Here is a 20705-nt window from a genome sequence, read left to right on the forward strand (position 1 = left end):
TGACCAATACACTTTTCACGTGTCATCAATAGCCATTTAATATCGATAGATTTAGATCGCTTCTGTATTAATACAGAGGGAAAACAGTATTGGTTTTTGCTTGCACTTCATATTAACAATATGCCGCTTTCATATTTATAAATTGCCTCTTTTTAATTAACCCATTAATAATTATCGGCATAGGGAAATATGCTATGAAAAAAATTCTTACTCTGACGCTTTCTTCTTTACTCATTATTCCCGCACTCACCCATGCGGAATTTAAAGGCGGGTTCGCCGATATCGGCCTCCATTACCTCGACTGGACATCAGACACCACGGAAAAAACCAGTAAAAAATCCCATAAAGATGATTTTGGGTACCTGGAACTGGAAGGCGGAGCGAATTTTAGCTGGGGAGAAATGTACGGGTTCTTCGACTGGGAAAATTTTTACAATGGCCGCCACGCTAAACCAGGCAGCGAACAGCGTTACACCTTTAAAAATACCAACCGTATTTATCTGGGCGATACAGGATTAAACCTCTATCTCCATGCCTACGGGACGTACGGTTCACCTCATCGCGCTAATTTCCATGATGACATGTTTCTCTATGGTTTAGGCTATAACTTCACAGGTAACGGTTACTGGTTTAAACCCTTCTTTGCCAAACGTTATACCGATCAGACCTACTACACAGGCGATAATGGTTATGTATTAGGTTGGGTGGCCGGCTATAGCTTCTCGTTGGGTAGTGAGAAATTCAGCGTAACGAACTGGAATGAGTATGAGTTTGACCGCGATGCGTCCTACGCTGCGGGCAATGGCGGGAAAGATGGCATTAATGGCGCAGTAGCGCTGTGGTGGAATGCGACTCCTCACCTGACCGCAGGAGTACAATATCGTTACGCTGATAATAAGTTAGGAGAATCCTTCCTGCAGGATGGCATTATTTATTCCATCAAATACCTGTTTTAACACACTGCCCTGTCAAAAATGGCAGGGCAAGACCGCACCTCACACACGGACAGATAGATATTTATAGCTGATACAGCGGATCTTTCGCCCTCGCGGCGGTTAATTCGCTGGCCTGAGTACGCACCACGTCCCACAACGCCTGCGCCGCCGTGGAGAGCGATCGGTTTTTTCGCCGCGCCAGCATGAGCTGCCTTTCAACTACGGGCGTCAGCCGTTTAACCTGTAAGTGGCTGCCCTGCGGGAGCGGTAACGCCAGCGCGGGCAGCACGCTGATGCCGATTCCCGCTTCCACCATTGGAAACAGCGTGGCCGGGTGACCAATCTCCTGCACGATATCCGCCTCAATAGCAAAATGGGCCAGCGCCGCATCAATCAGCGGTCGGCTACCGGAAGCGTAATCCTGTAAGACCAGCGACGCCTGTTTAAGATCCTGCCAGCTTACCCATTCCTGATGCGCCAGCGGATGATCCTGGCGACACAACAGTAAAAAAGGCTCTGATAAGATGGCTTCACACTGTAAATCCACCGCTGCGCCGGGATCGATAACGATGCCAAAATCCACTTCTCCCTGGCGGATGCTCTCCAGCACCCACTGCTGCGGACGATCGTGCAATACAAAATCAATAGCGGGATAAAGTGAATTACTTTGGGCAATGCATTGCGGAATAAGATGCGCAGAAATGGTTTGGCTCGCGGCAACGCGCACGGTGCCGGTTAATTGTGTCCCTACTCTGCCTGCATCGCGCAGTATGCTGTTCAGTTCATCAAGCACCCGCTCCAGACGCGTCGCCAGTTGTTGCCCCGCCTCGGTCAGCACCACCTCACGCGTAGTGCGATCCAGCAGTCTGACGCCGGTTTGCCGCTCCAGCTCTTTTACGCTATGACTGACCGCAGACTGGCTCAGTCCAATCCAGTCCCCTGCCCGACTGAAACTTTTGGCCTGGGCGACGGTAATAAAAATACGCAGTTGACGCAGTGAATAGTTCATCGACTAGATTCATATATAGATGCAATAAATCAATTTTATTTCTCAAAGCGAAAAACGCAAAATAGCTGCACCGACTTTCAGGAGTTTTTATGAAACTTTTTCGTATCCTTGACCCTTTCACGCTGACACTTATCACCGTGGTACTACTGGCCTCTTTTTTCCCGGCGGAAGGCGGCTTTGTGCCTGTCGTTGAAGGCATTACGACAGCGGCCATCGCTCTGCTGTTTTTTATGCATGGCGCGAAGCTTTCGCGTGAAGCGATCATCGCTGGCGGCAGCCACTGGCGGTTGCATCTGTGGGTCATGTGCAGCACTTTTGTGCTCTTTCCTGTCCTCGGCGTACTGTTTGCCTGGTGGGCGCCTGTCAATGTCGACCCTATGCTCTACAGTGGCTTTCTGTATCTGTGCATTTTGCCCGCCACCGTGCAGTCTGCGATTGCGTTTACTTCACTCGCGGGCGGTAACGTCGCGGCCGCGGTGTGCTCAGCGTCTGCGTCCAGTCTGCTGGGCATTTTCCTGTCGCCGCTGCTGGTCGGTCTGGTAATGAATATTCATGGCGCGCAGGGCAGTCTGGAAGAGGTGGGCAAAATTATGCTGCAACTGCTGCTGCCTTTTGTGCTGGGACACCTGTCTCGCCCGTGGATCGGCAACTGGGTCGCGCGCAACAAAAAGTGGATCGCGAAAACGGATCAGACCTCTATTCTGCTGGTGGTCTACTCGGCGTTCAGCGAAGCGGTGGTCAACGGCATCTGGCACAAAGTCGGCTGGGGATCGCTGCTGTTTATCGTCGTGGTCAGCCTCATACTGTTGGCGATCGTCATCGCCATTAACGTCTTTGTCGCCCGTAAATGCGGCTTCAATAAAGCCGACGAAATCACTATTGTTTTCTGCGGTTCGAAAAAAAGCCTGGCCAACGGGATCCCGATGGCCAATATTCTGTTTCCGACGTCAGTGCTGGGTATGATGGTATTACCGCTGATGATCTTCCACCAGATCCAACTGATGGTCTGCGCAGGGCTGGCGCGGCGCTACAAACGCCAGACCGAGAAGTTACAGGCGCAGCAGGAAAGCCGCGCCGCGAAAGCTTAAAGCGGGCGTTTCAGGGGCTGCACCAGTTGCGTCAGCCCCTCGGTTTTAATCAGCAGCGTGATTTGCATCAACTCCCCCAGTTTACCCGCCGGAAACTGATCTTTACGGGCAAACCACAGCAAATACTCTTCCGGAAGGTCGATCAATCGACGTCCCTGATATTTGCCGAACGGCATCACGGTGTTGGCGATTTCAACCAGCTGCTCTTTTTCCATCTCAGGCACCCAGTAAGCGGATCATTTCCGCTTCATCAATCACGGTAATACCCAGTTCCTGCGCTTTGGCAAGTTTGGAACCCGCCGCTTCACCGGCAATCACCAGATCGGTTTTCTTCGATACGCTGCCTGCCACTTTCGCGCCCAGCGCCACTAAACGCGCTTTAGCGTCATCGCGGGACATCTGGCTCAGGCTACCGGTTAGTACCACGGTTTTACCGGCAAACGGGCTATCGATCTCTTGCACATTAATGACTACCGGCGCGGGCCAGTGCACCCCTTCCGCCAGTAGCTGCCCAATCACGTCACGATTACTCTCTTCGGCAAAAAAGTTAAAGACGTGCGTAGCAACCACAATCCCCACGTCAGGTACTTTCTGCAACTCGTCAATCGTGGCGGCCTGCAGCGCCTCCAGCGTGCCGAAATAAGCCGCCAGCCCCGCCGCCGTCGCTTCACCCACTTCACGGATGCCCAGCGCATAGAGAAAACGCGCAAAGGTCGTCGCTTTGGCTTTTTCCAGCGCGTTTACAACATTTTGCGCGGACTTTGGCCCCATTCGGTCCAGGCCGGTCAGTTTACCCGCCGTCAGACGGAACAGATCCGCTGGCGTATGGACATACTCCCTTTCCACCAGTTGGTCGATGATCTTATCGCCCATCCCGTCTACATCCATCGCCCGACGCGACACAAAATGTTTTAGCGACTCTTTACGCTGCGCGCCGCAAATCAACCCGCCGGTACAACGGGTAACGGCTTCGCCTTCGACGCGCTCTACGTCCGATCCGCACACCGGACAGTACGTTGGAAACACAATTGGACGCGTCTCTTCAGGGCGTTCGGACAGAACCACGTTGACCACCTGAGGGATCACATCTCCTGCCCGACGGATAACCACCTTATCGCCAATGCGCAAGCCAAGCCGTTCAATTTCATCGGCATTATGCAACGTGGCATTGCTGACCAGCACACCAGCCACCTGAACCGGTTCCAGACGCGCCACCGGCGTAATCGCCCCGGTACGCCCTACCTGAAACTCAACGTCGCGCACAAAAGTCATCTGCTCCTGAGCAGGAAATTTAAACGCCACCGCCCAGCGCGGCGCGCGGGCCACAAAGCCCAGCTGTTCCTGCAAAGCCAGCGAGTTGACCTTAATCACCACGCCGTCGATATCAAAACCGAGCGTGGGGCGATCTTTTTCGACGTTGTGATAAAAATCCAGTACCGCCTGGGGAGAATCGCACAGCGTCACGCGATCGCTGACCGGTAACCCCCACGCTTTAAATTGCAGCAAACGTCCCAGATGCGTATCCGGCAACTCGCCGCCTTCCAGAATACCGACGCCGTAGCAGAAAAATGTTAGCGGTCGCTTCGCCGTAATACGCGGATCGAGCTGACGCAGCGAACCCGCCGCCGCGTTACGCGGGTTAGCAAACACTTTGCCGCCAGTGCGGCGCGCGTCTTCATTGATCTTTTCGAACCCGGCCTGCGGTAAAAATACCTCTCCGCGAACTTCAAGACGCGCCGGAATGTTATCGCCGTGCAGCTTTAACGGAATGGCGCGAATCGTGCGCACGTTTGAAGTGATATCTTCACCGGTGGTGCCGTCGCCACGCGTCGCAGCGCTCACCAGCACGCCGTTTTCATACAGAATGCTGACCGCCAGGCCATCCAGTTTTAGCTCGCAGCACCAGATAACATTTTCCGTGCTTTTTAGACGATCCTGCACTCGCTTGTTAAACGCCAGGAAGCTTTCTTCATCAAATACGTTATCGAGCGACAGCATCGGTACTTCATGGCGAATCTGGTTGAATGCCGTCAGCGGCGCCGCGCCAACGCGCTGCGTGGGCGAATCCGGCGTGATAAGGTCCGGACGTTGCGCCTCCAGCTCTCGCAGTTCCCGCATCAGGCGGTCATATTCGGCGTCGGGAATCTCGGGCGCATCCATCACATGATACAGATATTCATGATGGCGAAGCGTGGTTCGCAGTTCTGTCAGTTGTTGTTCGATTGGTTCCATATCACACCATCAATGATAAAAAACCCCCGACAGGCGGGGGTTACGTTAAAAATGTCACACCTGCGTTAACCTCAGGCGTTAGCGTCCATCACCTCGCGGATGCGGTCCTGATATTCGCGCAGTTTCTGCGGCGTCATCATCCGACGCTGGTCATCCAGCACGACGCCACCGACCTCATCAGCGATATGCTGCGCGGATTGCAGCATCAGCTTGAAATTCTGCAGCGCATCGCCGTAAGACGGTACCTGCATAAAGATAGTGACGCCAGGCGTAGTGAAGTCCGTCATTTCAGGATCGAACGTTCCCGGATTGACCATATTCGCGAGACTGAACAAGGCCGGGCCGCTGCCGTCCGGGCTCAAATGACGATGGAAAATATTCATATCGCCAAATTTAAAGCCTGACTGCTGAATACTGTTCAGTAACACTTCACCATTAAGCTCGCTGCCATGATGGGCCGCGACGTTCATAATGATGACCGCCTCTTTACGCTGCGGTTTTTCCACAACCGGCGCTTCTTCCACTACCGGTTCCGCCTCAACCACAGGTTCCGCAGGCTGGAAGGTTTGCGCTGATGGCGGCGGCGCGGGCTGCGCAACAGGCTGCGGCGCTTGCGACGGCGGTGCAGACTGCTGTTGCGGCGGCTGTACCGGCGGCGCAGATGGCTGAACCTGCTGAGGCTGCGGCGCAGGTTGGACCGGTTGCTGAACCGGCTGTTGCATCGGCGCTTGCGGCTGCGGCGGCGCCGCTGGACGCGGTTGCGCAGACGCATAAGGCGGCTGGTACTGGTGTTGCGGCGACTGACGAGGGGCATCATGCTCCTGCGACTGGCCGGGGGCATGATTTACGCGGTGAACACGAACTTCACCCACGCCTTCGTCTTCTTCGACATCGTCGTCATACGAGTCGTCGTCGCGTTTCGATTTCATGCGTTTTAGTGGACGATCGCGGAACATAGAAGATCGTTCTTTACGGCTGGTCCAGAAACCATGTACCAGTAAAGCGATTATGGCGATCGCGCCAACAATGATTAATATCAGACGCAAATCCTGCATCATTATATTCTCTGTTGTTCTAACACCTTGCCACCACGGCAAACATTTACTCACTAAGAGTATTTGCCGATTACGTCAAGTGCAAGTGTACTGTTGGCTTTCGCAGCATAAAGATGAAGGAAAATGTGCTTTTTGCTGTTTTTTCGAACATTTCCGAACTATCCACCGTCTGATAACCGGGTAAGATATCCCACGTTTACCCAGGGCTTTAAGAAAAAGGAGTATGTCCTGAATATGGTTTCATCATCCACAACCGTACCACGTAGCGGCGTCTATTATTTCTCGCAAGGATGGAAGTTAGTCACCCTACCGGGAATCCGCCGCTTTGTTATTTTACCTTTGCTGATCAACATTGTGCTGATGGGCGGCGCATTTTGGTGGCTGTTTACCCAGCTTGACGCCTGGATACCTTCGTTGATGAGTCATGTGCCGGACTGGCTGCAATGGCTGAGCTATCTGCTGTGGCCGATTGCGGTTATCTCTGTTCTGCTGGTCTTTGGCTATTTTTTCTCTACCCTCGCCAACTGGATCGCCGCGCCGTTTAACGGCCTTTTAGCCGAACAGCTTGAGGCGCGGTTAACCGGCGCAACGCCGCCAGATACCGGCATACTCGGCATCATGAAAGATGTACCGCGCATTATGAAACGTGAATGGCAAAAGCTGGCGTGGTATCTGCCGCGCGCTATCGTGCTGCTGGTTTTCTATTTTATTCCTGGCATTGGCCAAACCATCGCGCCGGTGCTGTGGTTTTTGTTCAGCGCCTGGATGCTGGCGATCCAGTATTGCGACTACCCGTTTGATAACCACAAAGTGCCGTTTAAAACGATGCGCGCCGCGTTGCGCACGCAGAAGGTGGCGAATATGCAATTTGGCGCGCTCACCAGCCTCTTTACGATGATTCCGGTGCTTAACCTGTTCATTATGCCTGTCGCCGTCTGTGGCGCGACGGCAATGTGGGTTGATTGCTGGCGTGCTAAGCACGCGTTATGGAAATAACGTAAAAATGTATAAATAAGAGATGGCTTATGCTGTCTCTTATTCCATACTGATAACCATTATTTCCCATCAGCATATAGATATGCGAAATCCTTACTTCCCCATATCTGGCTGGAAGGTATGCTGGGAAGGTATCCCAATTTCATACAGTTAAGGACAGGCCATGAGTAAGATTTATGAAGATAACTCGCTGACTATCGGTCATACGCCGCTGGTTCGACTGAACCGTATCGGTAATGGACGCATTCTGGCGAAGGTGGAGTCGCGCAACCCGAGCTTCAGCGTCAAGTGCCGTATCGGCGCCAATATGATTTGGGATGCCGAAAAGCGTGGCGTACTGAAACCTGGCGTGGAACTGGTGGAGCCGACCAGCGGCAACACCGGTATTGCGCTGGCGTATGTCGCCGCCGCGCGCGGTTACAAACTCACCCTGACCATGCCGGAAACCATGAGCATTGAACGCCGCAAGCTACTCAAAGCATTAGGCGCGAATCTGGTGCTGACCGAAGGGGCGAAAGGGATGAAAGGCGCTATTCAGAAAGCCGAAGAAATTGTCGCCAGCGATCCGCAAAAATATCTCCTGCTCCAGCAGTTCAGCAACCCTGCCAACCCGGAAATCCATGAAAAAACCACCGGCCCGGAAATCTGGGAAGACACCGATGGTCAGGTGGATGTGTTTATCTCCGGCGTCGGCACTGGCGGTACGTTAACCGGCGTCACGCGTTATATCAAAGGGACGAAGGGTAAAACCGATCTTATCACCGTTGCGGTAGAACCCACTGACTCCCCGGTTATTGCCCAGGCGCTGGCTGGTGAAGAGATCAAACCAGGCCCGCATAAAATTCAGGGCATCGGCGCAGGCTTCATCCCGGGCAACCTGGATCTGAAACTGATTGATAAAGTAGTTGGCATCACCAATGAAGAAGCCATTTCTACCGCGCGCCGTCTGATGGAAGAGGAAGGTATTCTGGCAGGAATTTCTTCCGGTGCCGCGGTTGCTGCAGCGCTTAAGCTGCAGGAAGATGAAAGCTTTACCAATAAGAATATTGTGGTTATCCTACCTTCATCAGGTGAGCGTTATCTGAGCACCGCGTTGTTCGCCGATCTCTTTACTGAGAAAGAACTGCAACAGTGATGCCAGCATGTTAAAAACGCGTAAAAAAGCACCTTTTTGGGTGCTTTTTTGTGGCCTGCTTCAAACTTTCACCTCACCTGGCATTGATTCACCCTGCCGGAACTGGTATTTAACCAGACTAATTATTTTGATGCGCGAAATTAATCGTTACAGGAAAAGCGTTAGCTGAATCGATTTTATGATTTGGTTCAAATCTTCCTTTCGCGGCATAATGTTTAATGACGAGCGAAACGTCAGCGGCCATAAGTTGCCAGCAACGGATTGCGTAGAACACCTTTTGTGTCGCGTCCCGTTTACGCCGGCGCTAACAATACAGGCTAAAGTTGAGCCGCCAGGCTAGACTTTAGTTCCACAACACTAAACCTATAAGTTGGGGAAATACAATGTTCCAGCAAGAAGTTACCATTACCGCTCCGAACGGTCTGCACACCCGCCCTGCTGCTCAGTTTGTTAAAGAAGCAAAAGGCTTCACTTCTGAGATTACTGTGACTTCCAACGGCAAAAGCGCCAGCGCGAAAAGCCTGTTTAAACTGCAGACTCTGGGCCTGACTCAAGGCACCGTCGTCACCATCTCCGCAGAAGGTGAAGATGAGCAGAAAGCGGTTGAACATCTGGTCAAACTGATGGCGGAACTCGAGTAAGTTTTTTTCCGGGTTCTTTTAAAAATCAGTCACAAGTAAGGTAGGGTTATGATTTCAGGCATTTTAGCATCCCCGGGTATCGCTTTCGGCAAAGCACTGCTGCTGAAAGAAGACGAAATCGTCATTGACCGGAAAAAAATTTCTGCCGACAAGGTTGATCAGGAAGTTGAACGTTTTCTGAGCGGTCGTGCCAAGGCATCTGCGCAACTGGAAGCGATCAAGACAAAAGCTGGTGAAACGTTCGGTGAAGAAAAAGAAGCCATCTTTGAAGGGCATATTATGCTGCTCGAAGATGAGGAGCTGGAGCAGGAAATCATAGCCCTGATTAAAGATAAGCACATGACGGCTGACGCAGCCGCACATGAAGTTATCGAAGGTCAGGCCACTGCCCTGGAAGAACTGGATGACGAATACCTGAAAGAGCGTGCGGCTGACGTACGTGATATCGGTAAGCGCCTGCTGCGCAACATCCTGGGTCTGGCCATTATCGATCTGAGCGCGATTCAGGAAGAAGTTATCCTGGTTGCCGCTGACCTGACGCCGTCAGAAACTGCACAGCTGAACCTGCAGAAAGTGCTGGGCTTCATCACCGACGCGGGCGGACGCACGTCTCATACCTCCATCATGGCGCGTTCTCTGGAACTGCCAGCGATCGTAGGTACCGGTAGCGTCACCGCTCAGGTGAAAAACGGCGACTATCTGATTCTGGATGCCGTAAACAACCAGGTTTACGTCAACCCGACCAACGATGTTATTGAGCAACTGCGCGCCGTCCAGGAGCAGGTTGCGACCGAGAAAGCGGAACTCGCAAAACTGAAAGATCTGCCGGCAATCACGCTGGATGGACATCAGGTTGAAGTTTGCGCCAACATCGGTACCGTTCGCGACGTTGAAGGCGCTGAGCGTAACGGCGCGGAAGGCGTTGGTCTGTATCGTACTGAATTCCTGTTCATGGATCGCGACGCGCTGCCGACGGAAGAAGAGCAGTTTGCCGCCTATAAAGCGGTCGCTGAAGCGTGCGGCTCGCAGGCGGTTATCGTCCGTACCATGGACATTGGCGGCGACAAAGAGCTGCCGTACATGAACTTCCCGAAAGAAGAGAACCCGTTCCTGGGCTGGCGCGCCGTGCGTATCGCCATGGATCGCAAAGAGATCCTGCGTGACCAGGTTCGCGCGATTCTGCGTGCCTCCGCTTTCGGTAAATTGCGCATTATGTTCCCGATGATCATCTCTGTTGAAGAAGTTCGCGCGCTGCGCAAAGAGATTGAAATCTACAAACAGGAACTGCGTGACGAAGGTAAAGCATTTGACGAAAGCATTGAGATTGGCGTGATGGTGGAAACACCGGCTGCGGCGACAATTGCGCGTCATTTAGCCAAAGAAGTTGATTTCTTTAGTATCGGCACCAATGATTTAACGCAGTACACCCTGGCAGTTGACCGTGGTAATGATATGATTTCACACCTTTACCAGCCAATGTCACCGTCCGTACTGAACTTGATCAAGCAAGTTATTGATGCTTCTCATGCAGAAGGTAAATGGACTGGCATGTGTGGTGAGCTTGCAGGCGACGAACGTGCTACACTTCTGTTGCTGGGGATGGGTCTGGACGAATTCTCTATGAGCGCCATTTCTATCCCGCGCATTAAGAAGATTATCCGTAACACGAACTTCGAAGATGCGAAGGTGTTAGCAGAGCAGGCTCTTGCTCAACCGACAACGGACGAGTTAATGACGCTGGTTAACAAGTTCATTGAAGAAAAAACAATCTGCTAATCCACGAGATGCGGCCCAATTTACTGCTTAGGAGAAGATCATGGGTTTGTTCGATAAACTAAAATCTCTGGTTTCTGATGATAAGAAAGACACCGGAACTATTGAGATTGTTGCCCCGCTCTCTGGCGAGATCGTCAACATCGAAGACGTGCCGGATGTAGTTTTTGCTGAAAAAATCGTTGGTGATGGCATCGCTATCAAACCAACCGGTAACAAAATGGTCGCCCCTGTTGACGGTACCATCGGCAAAATCTTTGAAACCAACCATGCGTTCTCTATCGAATCCGATAGCGGCATTGAGCTGTTCGTTCACTTCGGTATCGACACCGTTGAGCTGAAAGGCGAAGGCTTCAAGCGTATTGCTGAAGAAGGTCAGCGCGTGAAAGTTGGCGATCCGGTCATCGAGTTCGATCTGCCGTTGCTGGAAGAAAAAGCCAAGTCTACCCTGACTCCGGTTGTTATCTCCAACATGGATGAAATCAAAGAACTGATCAAACTGTCCGGTAGCGTGACCGTGGGTGAAACTCCGGTTATCCGCATTAAGAAGTAATTCTTGCCGCAGTGAAGAATGGCGCCTTTGGGCGCCATTTTTTTTGCCTGTAGGCCGGATAAGGCACTTGCGCCGCCATCCGGCGATGGTGCGGCGCACTGCCTGATGGCGCTACGCTTATCAGGCCTACAAGGTTGCGAACATTTCAGCGCCAATCCACGGGTTACAACTGCGAGGTCACCGGGCGAAAGCACTTCTCGCGCATCAGGATCTTCATCCCATCCGGGCCACTCTCCAGCATCCTGCGTTCGGAATCGGACACTTGCAACTCGCACTGATAGCCGCCAGTGATGCCAAACATCGCCCGCGCCACGCAGATATCTTCCAGCGCGTCCAGCCCGCTCGTTTCAAAATGCCCCACGATACGTCCCTGCTGGCGAACCACCAGCCGATAACTCTTCATCGCGCCTCCCCTGCCGGCGGCAGAATTAACTCATCACAGCCACACTGCTGTGTCCAGGTCATCACCTCCAGCACGCGCTGCGCCGCATCTTTTGCCGCGGTCGTCAGTTTTTTCCCCTGCACAACACCGCTGACCAGCTCGGCGCAGAAGAGATCTCCCGTCCCTTTTAATTCCGTCGCCACCCGCGGATGGGCAAAGACCTCCACGACCTGCGCAGTAACGACCGCAACCGTTATGGTCTCCAAAGATTCGCCCGGCGCGCTGGTGATAACCACCCATTTCAGCGTATCGGAAAGCAGCGATTGCGCCGCCGCCACCGCCTCTTCCAGCGTGCGGCACGGTTTACCACTCAGCATCTCCAGCTCAAATACGTTCGGCGTTAGCCCCTGCGCCTGCGGCAACAAATGTGTGCGATAAGCCTGCGGAATTTCCGCCTGCACATACATTCCACTGTCGGTATCGCCAATGACCGGATCGACAAGAATACACACCTCCGGATGCGAAGCCCGGATCGCCATTAGCCACTTCGAAAGCAAGACAATTTGGTCTGCGCTGCCCATGTAACCGGTGGTAATCGCTTTTAATTCACGTAGCGCATCGCGCTCATTCAACGCCGTAAGGTAGCCTGCAAACCACTCGGCGGGAATAATGTCGCCATAAAAGGTTTTATAGTGCGGCGTATTGCTGAATAGCACCGTCGGGACCGCCGTCACGCGTAGTCCCTGCGCTTTAATGGCCGGAACAGCGATACTGTTGCCTACGCTGCCGTACACGACCTGTGACTGGACGGCGACGATATCGGTCTGTAATGCCCGATGGTTGTCGTCGAAGAGCACTGACTGAATATCACTCTCTTGTCCCATAAAATTTTCCTCTCGCTGGACAGCAGGCTACCGCCTCATTATCATTGTCATATGCTAAAATTCATTTTGTCATAGGTCAATAATGATCGACGGAAAAACCGCTAACGAAATTTTTGACAGTATCCGTCAACACATTATCGCCGGCACGTTACGGGCGGAGGATTCGCTCCCGCCGGTACGGGAGCTGGCAAGCGAATTAAAGGTGAACCGCAATACCGTCGCAGCGGCGTATAAACGGCTGATAACGGCGGGACTGGCGCAAAGTTTAGGCCGCAATGGGACGGTGATTAAAGGCAGTCCGTCTCCCGTAGCGCTGGAAGGCGGCGATCCACATACGCCTCTGCACGACCTTTCCGGCGGCAATCCCGATCCGCAGCGTCTGCCTGACCTTAGCCGTTATTTTGCCCGTCTCAGCCGCACGCCGCATCTCTACGGCGATGCGCCCGTTTCCCCTGAACTACACGCCTGGGCGGCGCGCTGGCTACGGGATGCCACCCCCGTCGCAGGTGAAATTGATATCACCAGCGGAGCTATCGACGCTATCGAAAGACTGCTTTGCGCGCATCTGCTGCCGGGCGACAGCGTCGCGGTGGAAGATCCCTGTTTTTTAAGCAGTATCAATATGCTGCGCTATGCCGGTTTTAGCGCCAGCCCGGTCAGTGTGGATAGCGAAGGAATGCAGCCTGAAAAGCTGGAACAGGCGCTAAACCAGGGCGCGCGGGCAGTGATCTTAACGCCGCGCGCGCACAACCCTACCGGCTGTAGCCTGAGCGCTCGCCGTGCCGCTGCGCTGCAAAATATACTGGCGCGTTACCCTCAGGTAGTGGTCATTATTGACGATCACTTCGCCCTGCTTTCTTCGTCGCCCTGGCAGCCGGTTATTGCGCAGACAACGCAACACTGGGCGGTGATACGCTCCGTTTCCAAAGCCCTCGGCCCCGATTTACGTCTTGCTATTGTCGCCAGCGACAGCGCGACCTCGGCAAAACTTCGGCTGCGGCTAAATGCCGGTAGTCAGTGGGTCAGCCATCTGTTACAGGATCTGGTCTACGCCTGCCTGACCGACCCTGAGTATCAGCACAGGCTGGCGCAAACGCGGCTGTTTTACGCCACCCGGCAACAAAAACTGGCCCGCGCCCTACAGCAATATGGCATCGCCATTTCTCCCGGCGACGGCGTGAATGCCTGGCTCCCGCTGGACACCCATAGCCAGGCTACCGCGTTTACGCTGGCAAAATCCGGCTGGCTGGTACGTGAGGGAGAAGCCTTTGGCGTAAGCGCGCCGTCTCACGGTCTACGTATCACGCTGTCGACATTAAATGACAGCGAGATCAACACGCTGGCGGCTGATATCCATCAGGCGCTAAATCGCTAACAGGAGAAAATAACGTGCGAGTTCATTTTGTTGTCCATGAGTCGTTTGAATCCGCTGGCGCTTATCTGAAATGGGCTGAAGATCGCGGTTATACCATTTCATGGTCGCGCGTCTATGCCGGAGAAGCGCTACCGCCCAATGCCGATGAGTTCGATATGCTCGTGGTATTTGGCGGTCCGCAGTCGCCGCGCACCACCCGCGAAGAGTGCCCGTACTTTGACTCTCGCGCCGAACAGCACTTAATTAATCAGGCGATTACGGCCCGGCGAATGGTTATCGGCATTTGTCTTGGTTCGCAGCTCATTGGCGAGGCGCTGGGCGCCGCTGTGTGCCAAAGTCCGGAAAAAGAGATTGGTCACTACCCTATTACGCTCACTGAAGCCGGTCTGCGGCATCCGCTTATCACCCACTTTGGCTCCCCGTTAACCGTCGGCCACTGGCACAACGATATGCCAGGACTCACCGATCAGGCGACCGTGCTGGCCGAAAGCGAAGGCTGTCCACGTCAGATAGTGCAGTACGGCAATTTTGTCTACGGCTTCCAGTGTCATATGGAATTTACCGCTGAGGCGGTTGAAGGATTAATCCAACATTCGCAGCAGGAGCTGGCCGACGCGCAAGGGAAGCGTTTTATCCGCTCGGTTGCCGAGATGCGCGCATGGGATTACCAGCAGATGAATGAAAAGCTGTGGCGTTTTCTGGATGAACTCACGCTGGCGCACTCACAGAAATAACCACACCAGGAGTGCAACTTATTACCCGGCTAACGGTCTGAGGTGCAGTGATTATCGCATGAAAAAGGATTTTACCATGAAGAAAATTGTCTGCGCCGTCGTTGCGCTCCTGCTGACCCTACCCGCCTGGGCCAAACTCAACGCCCATGAAGAAGCGCGCATTAACGCCATGCTGAATGCGCTGGCGCAGAAAAAGGATCTGACATTCGTTCGTAACGGTGATGCGCATAACTGCGAGGAAGCCGTATCGCACCTGCGCTTAAAACTGGGCAACACGCGCAATCGTATCGACACCGCCGAACAGTTTATCGATAAAGTCGCGTCGTCGTCGTCCATCACCGGAAAACCCTATATCGTTAAAATTCCCGGTAAAGCGGATGAAAATGCACAGCCTTATTTACATGCGCTTATTGCGGAAACGGATAAGAATGTTGAGTAAGAAAAAATCATAATGCCAGGCGTGTTACTGTGGTTTTTTAAAGGCGTTATCGCGCTTCTGTTAGCGTTTGCTGTAGGGTTAATCGTTTACTATTATCTGGAAATTCGTCCCATAGCCCAGACCGCATTACAGAGCGCCTCTTTCTGGTTGTCCGAATCGCCGCAGACGCGTTTTTTGCGCCGCGCTACGGCCAAAATACACCCCAAATCTTATACTGCCAGATTGCTCTATACCCAAGCCGGCGTGGATGGGCATTTCAGGACCGCGATCTGGGTGTTCTGGTTGGACAGCCTGTACCGCGACGACGAGCTGTATGCCATGATGCTGGCGCAAGCGTATTATGGCCGGGATTCGCAGGGTAACGCGGTTTACGGTACGAAAAATGCGGCGTTAACGTTATTTCACGTACCAGTGACAGAGATGACCTGCCAGCAACAAGTACAACTGATTTATATGTTTAAAGCGCCGTCACTTTACCGGCCTGGTTCAGCCAGGCTGGTAGAAAGCAGCAAGCATTACATGACGCTTTGCCAGGAACAAATACAACAATAAGAACAACAGACGAGCTTTTATTATAAAAGGCGGCGGTAATGCGCTGGCGCACATAGAAAATCGGCAGGATATTCCCGCCTGTCAAAGGCGCCGTTGCCTGTGTTTATCCCAATCAGCTGAACCCATTAGTTTAAATCCCTGCCCCCTGGCTGAAATGCTCTTCACCAAACACGCCGGTCGAAAGGTAACGGTCGCCGCGATCGCAGATGATCGCCACCACTATCGCGCCGGGCGTGGCTCGTGCGACGCGTAACGCGCCCGCTACCGCGCCGCCGGAACTCACGCCGCAGAAAATGCCTTCACGAACGGCCAGTTCACGCATGGTGTTTTCGGCATCATTCTGATGAATATCCAGCACCTCATCTACCAGCGAGGCGTTAAAAATGCCCGGCATATATTCCGCAGGCCAGCGGCGAATGCCCGGAATACTGCTGCCCTCTTCCGGCTGTAGGCCAACGATGGTGACCGGTTTTTCCTGCTCGCGCAGAAAACGCGACACGCCGGTAATGGTGCCGGTGGTGCCCATGCTGGAGACAAAATGGGTGATGCGACCTGACGTTTGCCGCCAGATTTCCGGGCCGGTGGTGGTGTAGTGCGCATATGGGTTATCGGGGTTATTAAACTGATCGAGCAGTTTACCTTCTCCACGTTCAGACATAGCGAGCGCTAAATCGCGCGCCCCTTCCATTCCCTGCTCTTTAGTGACCAGAATCAGTTCCGCGCCATAGGCCCGCATTGCCGCCCGACGCTCCTGGCTCATGTTGTCCGGCATCAACAGCTTCATGCGATAACCTTTCAGCGCGGCGATCATCGCCAGCGCAATGCCCGTGTTGCCGCTGGTCGCTTCAATCAGGACATCGCCCGGTTTAATTTCCCCGCGCTTTTCCGCCTCGACAATCATCGATAGCGCCGCGCGATCTTTCACCGATCCTGCCGGATTATTGCCTTCCAGCTTGACCCAGATTTCACTGCCGTTATCCGGCCCCAGACGTTGTAATTTGACCAGCGGCGTATTGCCGATGGTTTGTTCTAATGTATTCACGTTTTCAGCTCGTAAAAAAGCCCGGTATGCGTAGCGCCACCGGGCGATAACTATACAAATTAACCTATCAGGCCGATTGCGCCAGAGCAAGTTCCTCTTCACGCGTTTCAATACGCTGGTCGCCGTTATACAGACGCGCTTTTTGCAGTCCAACAAATAAACGCTCGCCGCGAACCGGAACATCCTCACCCGCCATCACCACCGTCAGCGGATCGTGATACCACCCCAGCGGCTGTACCACTAACTGTGTATAGTGACCTTTCGGGCTGGCCTCAATGACCTGTACTGGTAGCGGAGAATCCAGGCTGGTGCGGCGGCTAATATCCACCTCCCACGGACGCAGGAACAGATCGACCGGCCCCTGGTACGCGGGCGTATAACCCAGCGGCCAGCGATGCGCGCCAACGTGAAACTGCCCGCCGCGGACGGTGCCTGTCAGGCGGTTCACCTCGCCCATAAACTCCAGTACGAAGCGAGTTGCCGGTTCACGCCACACTCGATCCGGCGCATCAGCCTGTTCGATATTGCCCTGACTCATCACCACCACCCGATCCGCCACTTCCGTCGCTTCTTCCTGATCGTGGGTGACAAAGACGCTGGTGAATTTCAGTTCTTCATGTAGCTGGCGCAACCAGCGACGTAACTCTTTACGTACCTGGGCATCCAGCGCGCCAAAGGGTTCATCCAGCAGTAGAATTTGCGGTTCTACGGCAAGCGCGCGCGCCAGCGCCACGCGCTGTTTTTGTCCGCCGGAAAGCTGGGCGGGGAAGCGATCCGCGAGGTGCGCCAGTTGCACCATCTCCAGCAATTGCGTCACTTTCGTTTTAATCGCCGCCGCAGTTGGGCGGTCGCGTCGCGGCAACACCGTCAGGCCAAAAGCGATGTTGTCAAACACCGTCATATGGCGAAACAGCGCATAGTGCTGAAACACAAAACCGACTTTACGCTCACGCGCGTGCAGGCGGCTAACGTCCGTACCGTGGAAACGAATATGGCCGCTGGACTGATGTTCCAGCCCGGCAATAATGCGCAGCAGCGTCGTTTTGCCGGAACCTGACGGCCCCAACAAGGCAACCATCTGGCCGGAAGGAATATCCAGCGAGATATCATTCAGTACCTGAGTACGACCAAACGATTTCTTAATTCTGGCGATCTCAATGCTCATGATTTTCCTCCTGTTGCGCGCGTTTTTCCTGATTCTCCAGACGCCATTGCAACATGCTCTTCAAAAACAGGGTAATAATCGCCATTAGCGTCAACAATGCGGCGGCGGTAAAGGAGCCGACGGTGTTGTAGTCCTGCTCCAGTAATTCAATCTGTAACGGTAGCGATAACGTTTCGCCGCGAATCGAGCCGGACACCACCGACACCGCGCCAAACTCGCCAATCGCGCGGGCGTTGGTTAACACCACGCCGTAAAGTAGCGCCCAGCGAATATTCGGCAACGTCACGCGGCGAAACATTTGCCAACCGGATGCGCCCAGTAAAATCGCCGCCTCATCTTCCTGACTGCCCTGACTGAGCATCACTGGCACCAGTTCGCGCACCACAAACGGGCAGGTGACAAAAATAGTGACCAGTACCATCCCCGGCCAGGAGAACATCATTTGCAAATTATGCTCATCCAGCCAGCCGCCCAACGGGCCGTTGGAGCCGTAAAACAGCAGATAGACCAGACCGGCCACCACCGGTGAGACGGCAAAGGGAATATCCAGCAGGGTCAGCAATAGCTGACGTCCGGGGAAGTTAAAGCGCGTCACCAGCCACGCCAGCAGAATACCGAACACCAGATTCACCGGCACTGCGATCAAGGCAATCAACACCGTCAGCCAGATGGCGTGCAGCATGTCCGGATCGGCCAGATTTTGCAGTACCGGCATTAACCCTTTGCTGAACGCTTGCACGAAGATGTAAATCATCGGCACCAGCAGGATAAACGCCGAAACCAGCATCCCGACGCCAATCAGAAACCATTTTCCCCAGTTAATGCGGGGGACGTCGTATCGCTTCAATTGAGTCACTTCCGCCATTAATGACCTACCACACGTCGACCAAAGCGACTTTGCAGAGTGTTAATTGAGAACAGCAGCAGCAGTGATGCCGCAAGGATCACCGAGGCAATAGCGCTGGCAGCTGGGTAATCAAACTCCTGCAAACGCACAAAAATCATCAGCGAGGTCACTTCTGTTTTCCAGGCGATATTGCCGGCGATAAAAATCACCGCGCCAAACTCGCCCAGGCTACGGGTAAAAGAGAGCGCCACGCCGGCAATCAGCGCAGGCGACAGCTCAGGCAGCACGACTTTGCGAAAACTTTGCAGGCGGGTGGCCCCCAGCGTTTGTGCCGCTTCTTCATATTCCGGCCCCAGCTCTTCCAGTACCGGCTGGACGGTGCGTACCACAAATGGAATGCTGGTAAAGGCCATCGCCACCGCAATGCCGAGCCAGGTATAGGTCACTTTGATATCAAACTGCGCAAGAAACTGACCGTAGAAACCGTTCACAGAGAACAGCGAGGCCAGCGTCAGACCCGCTACCGCTGTCGGCAGCGCAAACGGCAGATCCATCAGCGCATCCAGTAACGTGCGCCCTGGAAAACGGTAGCGGGTTAAAATCCACGCCATCAGCAGGCCAAACACGCCATTAAAAATCGACGCCACAAATGCCGCCAGCAGCGTCACTTTATAAGCAGCCACCACCTGTGGGTTGGTCACGACATCCCAGTATTGCGACCAGCTCATCTGTGAGAGCTGCATCACCAGCGCGCTCAACGGCAACAGCAGGATCAGGCAGACAAACAGCAAACTGGTGCCGAGGCTTAACGTAAAGCCGGGCAGCACGCGTCGGGAAGAAACGGCAAGCATTACTTACGCCCCGCCGCCAACAGTTTGTCCAGCTCGCCGCCGCTGGCAAAGTGCGTTTTCATCACCTCAGGCCAGGAACCAAACTTGTCTTCCACGCGGAACAGTTCGGTCTGCGGGAATTTATCTGCTTGCTTGCCCATGATTTCCGGGTTATTCACGCGGTAGTAGTAATGGGTAATGATGGTCTGCGCCTGCGGGCTATACAGCCAGTTCAGGTAAGCTTTGGCGGCTTTTTCTGTGCCGTTGGCCTGCACGTTTTTATCCACCCAGGCAACCGGGAATTCAGCAAGAATGTTCGTTTTCGGGATCACCACTTCAAATCCCTGGGCTTCATATTGTTTGCGGATGTTGTTCACTTCCGATTCAAAACTAATCAGCACATCGCCCAGACCACGCTCGGCAAAGGTAGTCGTAGCGCCGCGACCGCCGGTATCAAACACTTCGACGTTTTTCAGGAACTGGGTCATAAACTGTTCGGTTTTGGCTTTATCGCCGCCGTCCGCGTTATCCGCTGCGCCCCATGCCGCCAGATACGTGTAACGGGCGTTGCCGGAGGTTTTTGGGTTAGGGAAAATCAGCTTCACGTCGGAACGTACAAGATCGCTCCAGTCGTGAATATTTTTCGGGTTCCCCTTGCGCACCAGGAAGCCCATCGTGGAATAGAATGGCGAACTGTTGTTCGGCAGACGGCTTTGCCAGTCGGCAGGGATCAGTTTGCCTTTATCATGGAGAATCTGTACGTCGGTCACCTGATTGTAGGTCACGACGTCTGCCTTCAGTCCCTGCAAAATCGCCAGCGCCTGTTTTGATGACCCGGCATGAGACTGCTTAATCGTCAGCTTATCGCCGCCGTTATCCTTCGCCCATTGTTGCTCAAACGGCGGGTTAAGGGCGGCAAACAGCTCGCGGGAGACATCGTATGAGCTGTTCAGCAGCTCCGTTGCCTGCGCCTGCCCTGCCAGTAACAGCATTGCTGCCAGCGTCAGGGGTCTCTTTTTCAGTAAGTTAACGGCCATT

22 protein-coding genes are annotated in these 20705 nt (G+C 53.7%); 11 read left to right on the forward strand and 11 right to left on the reverse strand.

All coding sequences use genetic code 11. The annotated features are described in order from the left end of the window. Positions 1-194: 194 nt before the first annotated feature. Positions 195-956 carry an outer membrane protein gene (locus ABVN36_RS13770; protein WP_000722926.1) on the forward strand — a complete coding sequence of 254 codons (762 nt, stop codon included), beginning with the start codon at positions 195-197 and terminating at the stop codon, positions 954-956. Between the two features lie 61 nt (positions 957-1017). Here the strand turns inward: ABVN36_RS13770 and ABVN36_RS13775 are convergent, their stop codons facing one another. Next, complete coding sequence (locus ABVN36_RS13775) at positions 1018-1944, reverse strand: LysR family transcriptional regulator (protein ID WP_001109837.1); 927 nt, start codon at positions 1942-1944, stop codon at positions 1018-1020. 89 nt (positions 1945-2033) lie between these two features. Here ABVN36_RS13775 and ABVN36_RS13780 point away from each other — a divergent pair, with 89 nt between their 5' ends. After that, positions 2034-3032 carry a bile acid:sodium symporter family protein gene (locus tag ABVN36_RS13780; RefSeq protein ID WP_000765569.1) on the forward strand — a complete coding sequence of 333 codons (999 nt, stop codon included), beginning with the start codon at positions 2034-2036 and terminating at the stop codon, positions 3030-3032. Here the strand turns inward: ABVN36_RS13780 and ABVN36_RS13785 are convergent. The 3 genes from ABVN36_RS13785 to zipA form a co-directional block, all read right to left on the reverse strand. Further along, on the reverse strand, positions 3029-3247 hold the full coding sequence (locus ABVN36_RS13785) for a DUF3820 family protein (protein ID WP_001519708.1): 219 nt from the start codon (positions 3245-3247) through the stop codon (positions 3029-3031). The genes ABVN36_RS13780 and ABVN36_RS13785 overlap by 4 nt on opposite strands. 1 nt (position 3248) lies before the next feature. After that, entirely contained in the window at positions 3249-5264 is a 2016-nt protein-coding gene (gene ligA, locus ABVN36_RS13790; protein WP_023138814.1) for an NAD-dependent DNA ligase LigA, read from the reverse strand. A 71-nt stretch (positions 5265-5335) separates the two neighbouring features. Then, a complete protein-coding gene (zipA, locus tag ABVN36_RS13795) occupies positions 5336-6322 on the reverse strand; it encodes a cell division protein ZipA (protein ID WP_000983131.1) in 987 nt (328 codons plus the stop codon). A gap of 231 nt (positions 6323-6553) precedes the next feature. On the opposite strand from zipA, the gene cysZ reads away from it, so the two are divergent. From cysZ to crr, 5 genes are all read left to right on the forward strand, one after another. Then, positions 6554-7315, forward strand: a complete 762-nt coding sequence (gene cysZ / locus ABVN36_RS13800; RefSeq protein ID WP_023138813.1) for a sulfate transporter CysZ — start codon at positions 6554-6556, stop codon at positions 7313-7315. A 163-nt stretch (positions 7316-7478) separates the two neighbouring features. Then, positions 7479-8450, forward strand: a complete 972-nt coding sequence (cysK, locus tag ABVN36_RS13805) for a cysteine synthase A (protein ID WP_000036904.1) — start codon at positions 7479-7481, stop codon at positions 8448-8450. A 383-nt stretch (positions 8451-8833) separates the two neighbouring features. Further along, a complete protein-coding gene (gene ptsH, locus ABVN36_RS13810; protein ID WP_000487600.1) occupies positions 8834-9091 on the forward strand; it encodes a phosphocarrier protein Hpr in 258 nt (85 codons plus the stop codon). 48 nt (positions 9092-9139) lie between these two features. Then, entirely contained in the window at positions 9140-10867 is a 1728-nt protein-coding gene (gene ptsI, locus ABVN36_RS13815; protein WP_000623114.1) for a phosphoenolpyruvate-protein phosphotransferase PtsI, read from the forward strand. Between the two features lie 40 nt (positions 10868-10907). Then, entirely contained in the window at positions 10908-11417 is a 510-nt protein-coding gene (gene crr, locus ABVN36_RS13820) for a PTS glucose transporter subunit IIA (RefSeq protein ID WP_000522253.1), read from the forward strand. Between the two features lie 163 nt (positions 11418-11580). Here the strand turns inward: crr and ABVN36_RS13825 are convergent, their stop codons facing one another. Continuing rightward, positions 11581-11820: a hypothetical protein gene (locus ABVN36_RS13825; RefSeq protein WP_000844541.1), complete on the reverse strand. Its 240-nt coding sequence runs from the start codon at positions 11818-11820 to the stop codon at positions 11581-11583. Further along, positions 11817-12683 (reverse strand): pyridoxine/pyridoxal/pyridoxamine kinase, encoded by an 867-nt coding sequence (gene pdxK, locus ABVN36_RS13830; protein WP_023138812.1) that lies wholly within the window; start codon positions 12681-12683, stop codon positions 11817-11819. The genes ABVN36_RS13825 and pdxK overlap by 4 nt, the downstream gene beginning before the upstream one ends. An 82-nt stretch (positions 12684-12765) precedes the next feature. Between pdxK and ptsJ the strand changes: the two genes are divergently transcribed. Genes ptsJ through ABVN36_RS13850 form a run of 4 tightly spaced genes read left to right on the forward strand, consistent with a single transcriptional unit; the run spans position 12766 to position 15783 of the window. Continuing rightward, the gene (ptsJ, locus tag ABVN36_RS13835) at positions 12766-14058 is read left to right on the forward strand and encodes a transcriptional regulator PtsJ (RefSeq protein WP_000565113.1); all 1293 of its coding nucleotides are present in this window, start codon (positions 12766-12768) and stop codon (positions 14056-14058) included. Positions 14059-14072: 14 nt separating this feature from the next. After that, positions 14073-14792: a type 1 glutamine amidotransferase gene (locus ABVN36_RS13840; RefSeq protein WP_023138811.1), complete on the forward strand. Its 720-nt coding sequence runs from the start codon at positions 14073-14075 to the stop codon at positions 14790-14792. Positions 14793-14850: 58 nt separating this feature from the next. Continuing rightward, on the forward strand, positions 14851-15231 hold the full coding sequence (locus ABVN36_RS13845; protein WP_000710729.1) for a YfeK family protein: 381 nt from the start codon (positions 14851-14853) through the stop codon (positions 15229-15231). Positions 15232-15243: 12 nt separating this feature from the next. After that, positions 15244-15783: a transglycosylase domain-containing protein gene (locus tag ABVN36_RS13850; RefSeq protein WP_001119686.1), complete on the forward strand. Its 540-nt coding sequence runs from the start codon at positions 15244-15246 to the stop codon at positions 15781-15783. Between the two features lie 130 nt (positions 15784-15913). Here the strand turns inward: ABVN36_RS13850 and cysM are convergent, their stop codons facing one another. From cysM to cysP, 5 genes are all read right to left on the reverse strand, one after another. Then, on the reverse strand, positions 15914-16825 hold the full coding sequence (gene cysM, locus ABVN36_RS13855) for a cysteine synthase CysM (RefSeq protein WP_001093886.1): 912 nt from the start codon (positions 16823-16825) through the stop codon (positions 15914-15916). A 67-nt stretch (positions 16826-16892) separates the two neighbouring features. Next, the gene (gene cysA / locus ABVN36_RS13860) at positions 16893-17990 is read right to left on the reverse strand and encodes a sulfate/thiosulfate ABC transporter ATP-binding protein CysA (RefSeq protein WP_000021076.1); all 1098 of its coding nucleotides are present in this window, start codon (positions 17988-17990) and stop codon (positions 16893-16895) included. After that, on the reverse strand, positions 17980-18855 hold the full coding sequence (gene cysW, locus ABVN36_RS13865; protein ID WP_000852705.1) for a sulfate/thiosulfate ABC transporter permease CysW: 876 nt from the start codon (positions 18853-18855) through the stop codon (positions 17980-17982). The genes cysA and cysW overlap by 11 nt, the downstream gene beginning before the upstream one ends. After that, positions 18855-19688, reverse strand: a complete 834-nt coding sequence (gene cysT / locus ABVN36_RS13870; RefSeq protein ID WP_000881746.1) for a sulfate/thiosulfate ABC transporter permease CysT — start codon at positions 19686-19688, stop codon at positions 18855-18857. The genes cysW and cysT overlap by 1 nt, the downstream gene beginning before the upstream one ends. Continuing rightward, a complete protein-coding gene (gene cysP / locus ABVN36_RS13875; RefSeq protein WP_000290273.1) occupies positions 19688-20704 on the reverse strand; it encodes a thiosulfate/sulfate ABC transporter substrate-binding protein CysP in 1017 nt (338 codons plus the stop codon). The genes cysT and cysP overlap by 1 nt, the downstream gene beginning before the upstream one ends. Position 20705 lies beyond the last annotated feature (1 nt).

The sequence above is a fragment of the Salmonella sp. SJTUF15581 genome (assembly GCF_043356775.1).
Classification (GTDB): Bacteria; Pseudomonadota; Gammaproteobacteria; order Enterobacterales; family Enterobacteriaceae; genus Salmonella; species Salmonella enterica.

What these genes read in the sequence shown, in the direction of transcription:
- cysA (WP_000021076.1), bottom strand. Translation starts at nt 17,990, where the DNA reads ATGAGCATTGAGATCGCCAGAATTAAGAAATCGTTTGGTCGTACTCAG.
- pdxK (WP_023138812.1), bottom strand. Translation starts at nt 12,683, where the DNA reads ATGGGACAAGAGAGTGATATTCAGTCAGTGCTCTTCGACGACAACCAT.
- ABVN36_RS13775 (WP_001109837.1), bottom strand. Translation starts at nt 1,944, where the DNA reads ATGAACTATTCACTGCGTCAACTGCGTATTTTTATTACCGTCGCCCAG.
- cysP (WP_000290273.1), bottom strand. Translation starts at nt 20,704, where the DNA reads ATGGCCGTTAACTTACTGAAAAAGAGACCCCTGACGCTGGCAGCAATG.
- zipA (WP_000983131.1), bottom strand. Translation starts at nt 6,322, where the DNA reads ATGATGCAGGATTTGCGTCTGATATTAATCATTGTTGGCGCGATCGCC.
- ABVN36_RS13825 (WP_000844541.1), bottom strand. Translation starts at nt 11,820, where the DNA reads ATGAAGAGTTATCGGCTGGTGGTTCGCCAGCAGGGACGTATCGTGGGG.
- ABVN36_RS13785 (WP_001519708.1), bottom strand. Translation starts at nt 3,247, where the DNA reads ATGGAAAAAGAGCAGCTGGTTGAAATCGCCAACACCGTGATGCCGTTC.
- ligA (WP_023138814.1), bottom strand. Translation starts at nt 5,264, where the DNA reads ATGGAACCAATCGAACAACAACTGACAGAACTGCGAACCACGCTTCGC.
- ABVN36_RS13845 (WP_000710729.1), top strand. Translation starts at nt 14,851, where the DNA reads ATGAAAAAGGATTTTACCATGAAGAAAATTGTCTGCGCCGTCGTTGCG.
- ABVN36_RS13770 (WP_000722926.1), top strand. Translation starts at nt 195, where the DNA reads ATGAAAAAAATTCTTACTCTGACGCTTTCTTCTTTACTCATTATTCCC.
- cysZ (WP_023138813.1), top strand. Translation starts at nt 6,554, where the DNA reads ATGGTTTCATCATCCACAACCGTACCACGTAGCGGCGTCTATTATTTC.
- ptsH (WP_000487600.1), top strand. Translation starts at nt 8,834, where the DNA reads ATGTTCCAGCAAGAAGTTACCATTACCGCTCCGAACGGTCTGCACACC.
- cysK (WP_000036904.1), top strand. Translation starts at nt 7,479, where the DNA reads ATGAGTAAGATTTATGAAGATAACTCGCTGACTATCGGTCATACGCCG.
- ABVN36_RS13850 (WP_001119686.1), top strand. Translation starts at nt 15,244, where the DNA reads ATGCCAGGCGTGTTACTGTGGTTTTTTAAAGGCGTTATCGCGCTTCTG.
- ABVN36_RS13780 (WP_000765569.1), top strand. Translation starts at nt 2,034, where the DNA reads ATGAAACTTTTTCGTATCCTTGACCCTTTCACGCTGACACTTATCACC.
- ptsI (WP_000623114.1), top strand. Translation starts at nt 9,140, where the DNA reads ATGATTTCAGGCATTTTAGCATCCCCGGGTATCGCTTTCGGCAAAGCA.
- cysT (WP_000881746.1), bottom strand. Translation starts at nt 19,688, where the DNA reads ATGCTTGCCGTTTCTTCCCGACGCGTGCTGCCCGGCTTTACGTTAAGC.
- crr (WP_000522253.1), top strand. Translation starts at nt 10,908, where the DNA reads ATGGGTTTGTTCGATAAACTAAAATCTCTGGTTTCTGATGATAAGAAA.
- ptsJ (WP_000565113.1), top strand. Translation starts at nt 12,766, where the DNA reads ATGATCGACGGAAAAACCGCTAACGAAATTTTTGACAGTATCCGTCAA.
- cysW (WP_000852705.1), bottom strand. Translation starts at nt 18,855, where the DNA reads ATGGCGGAAGTGACTCAATTGAAGCGATACGACGTCCCCCGCATTAAC.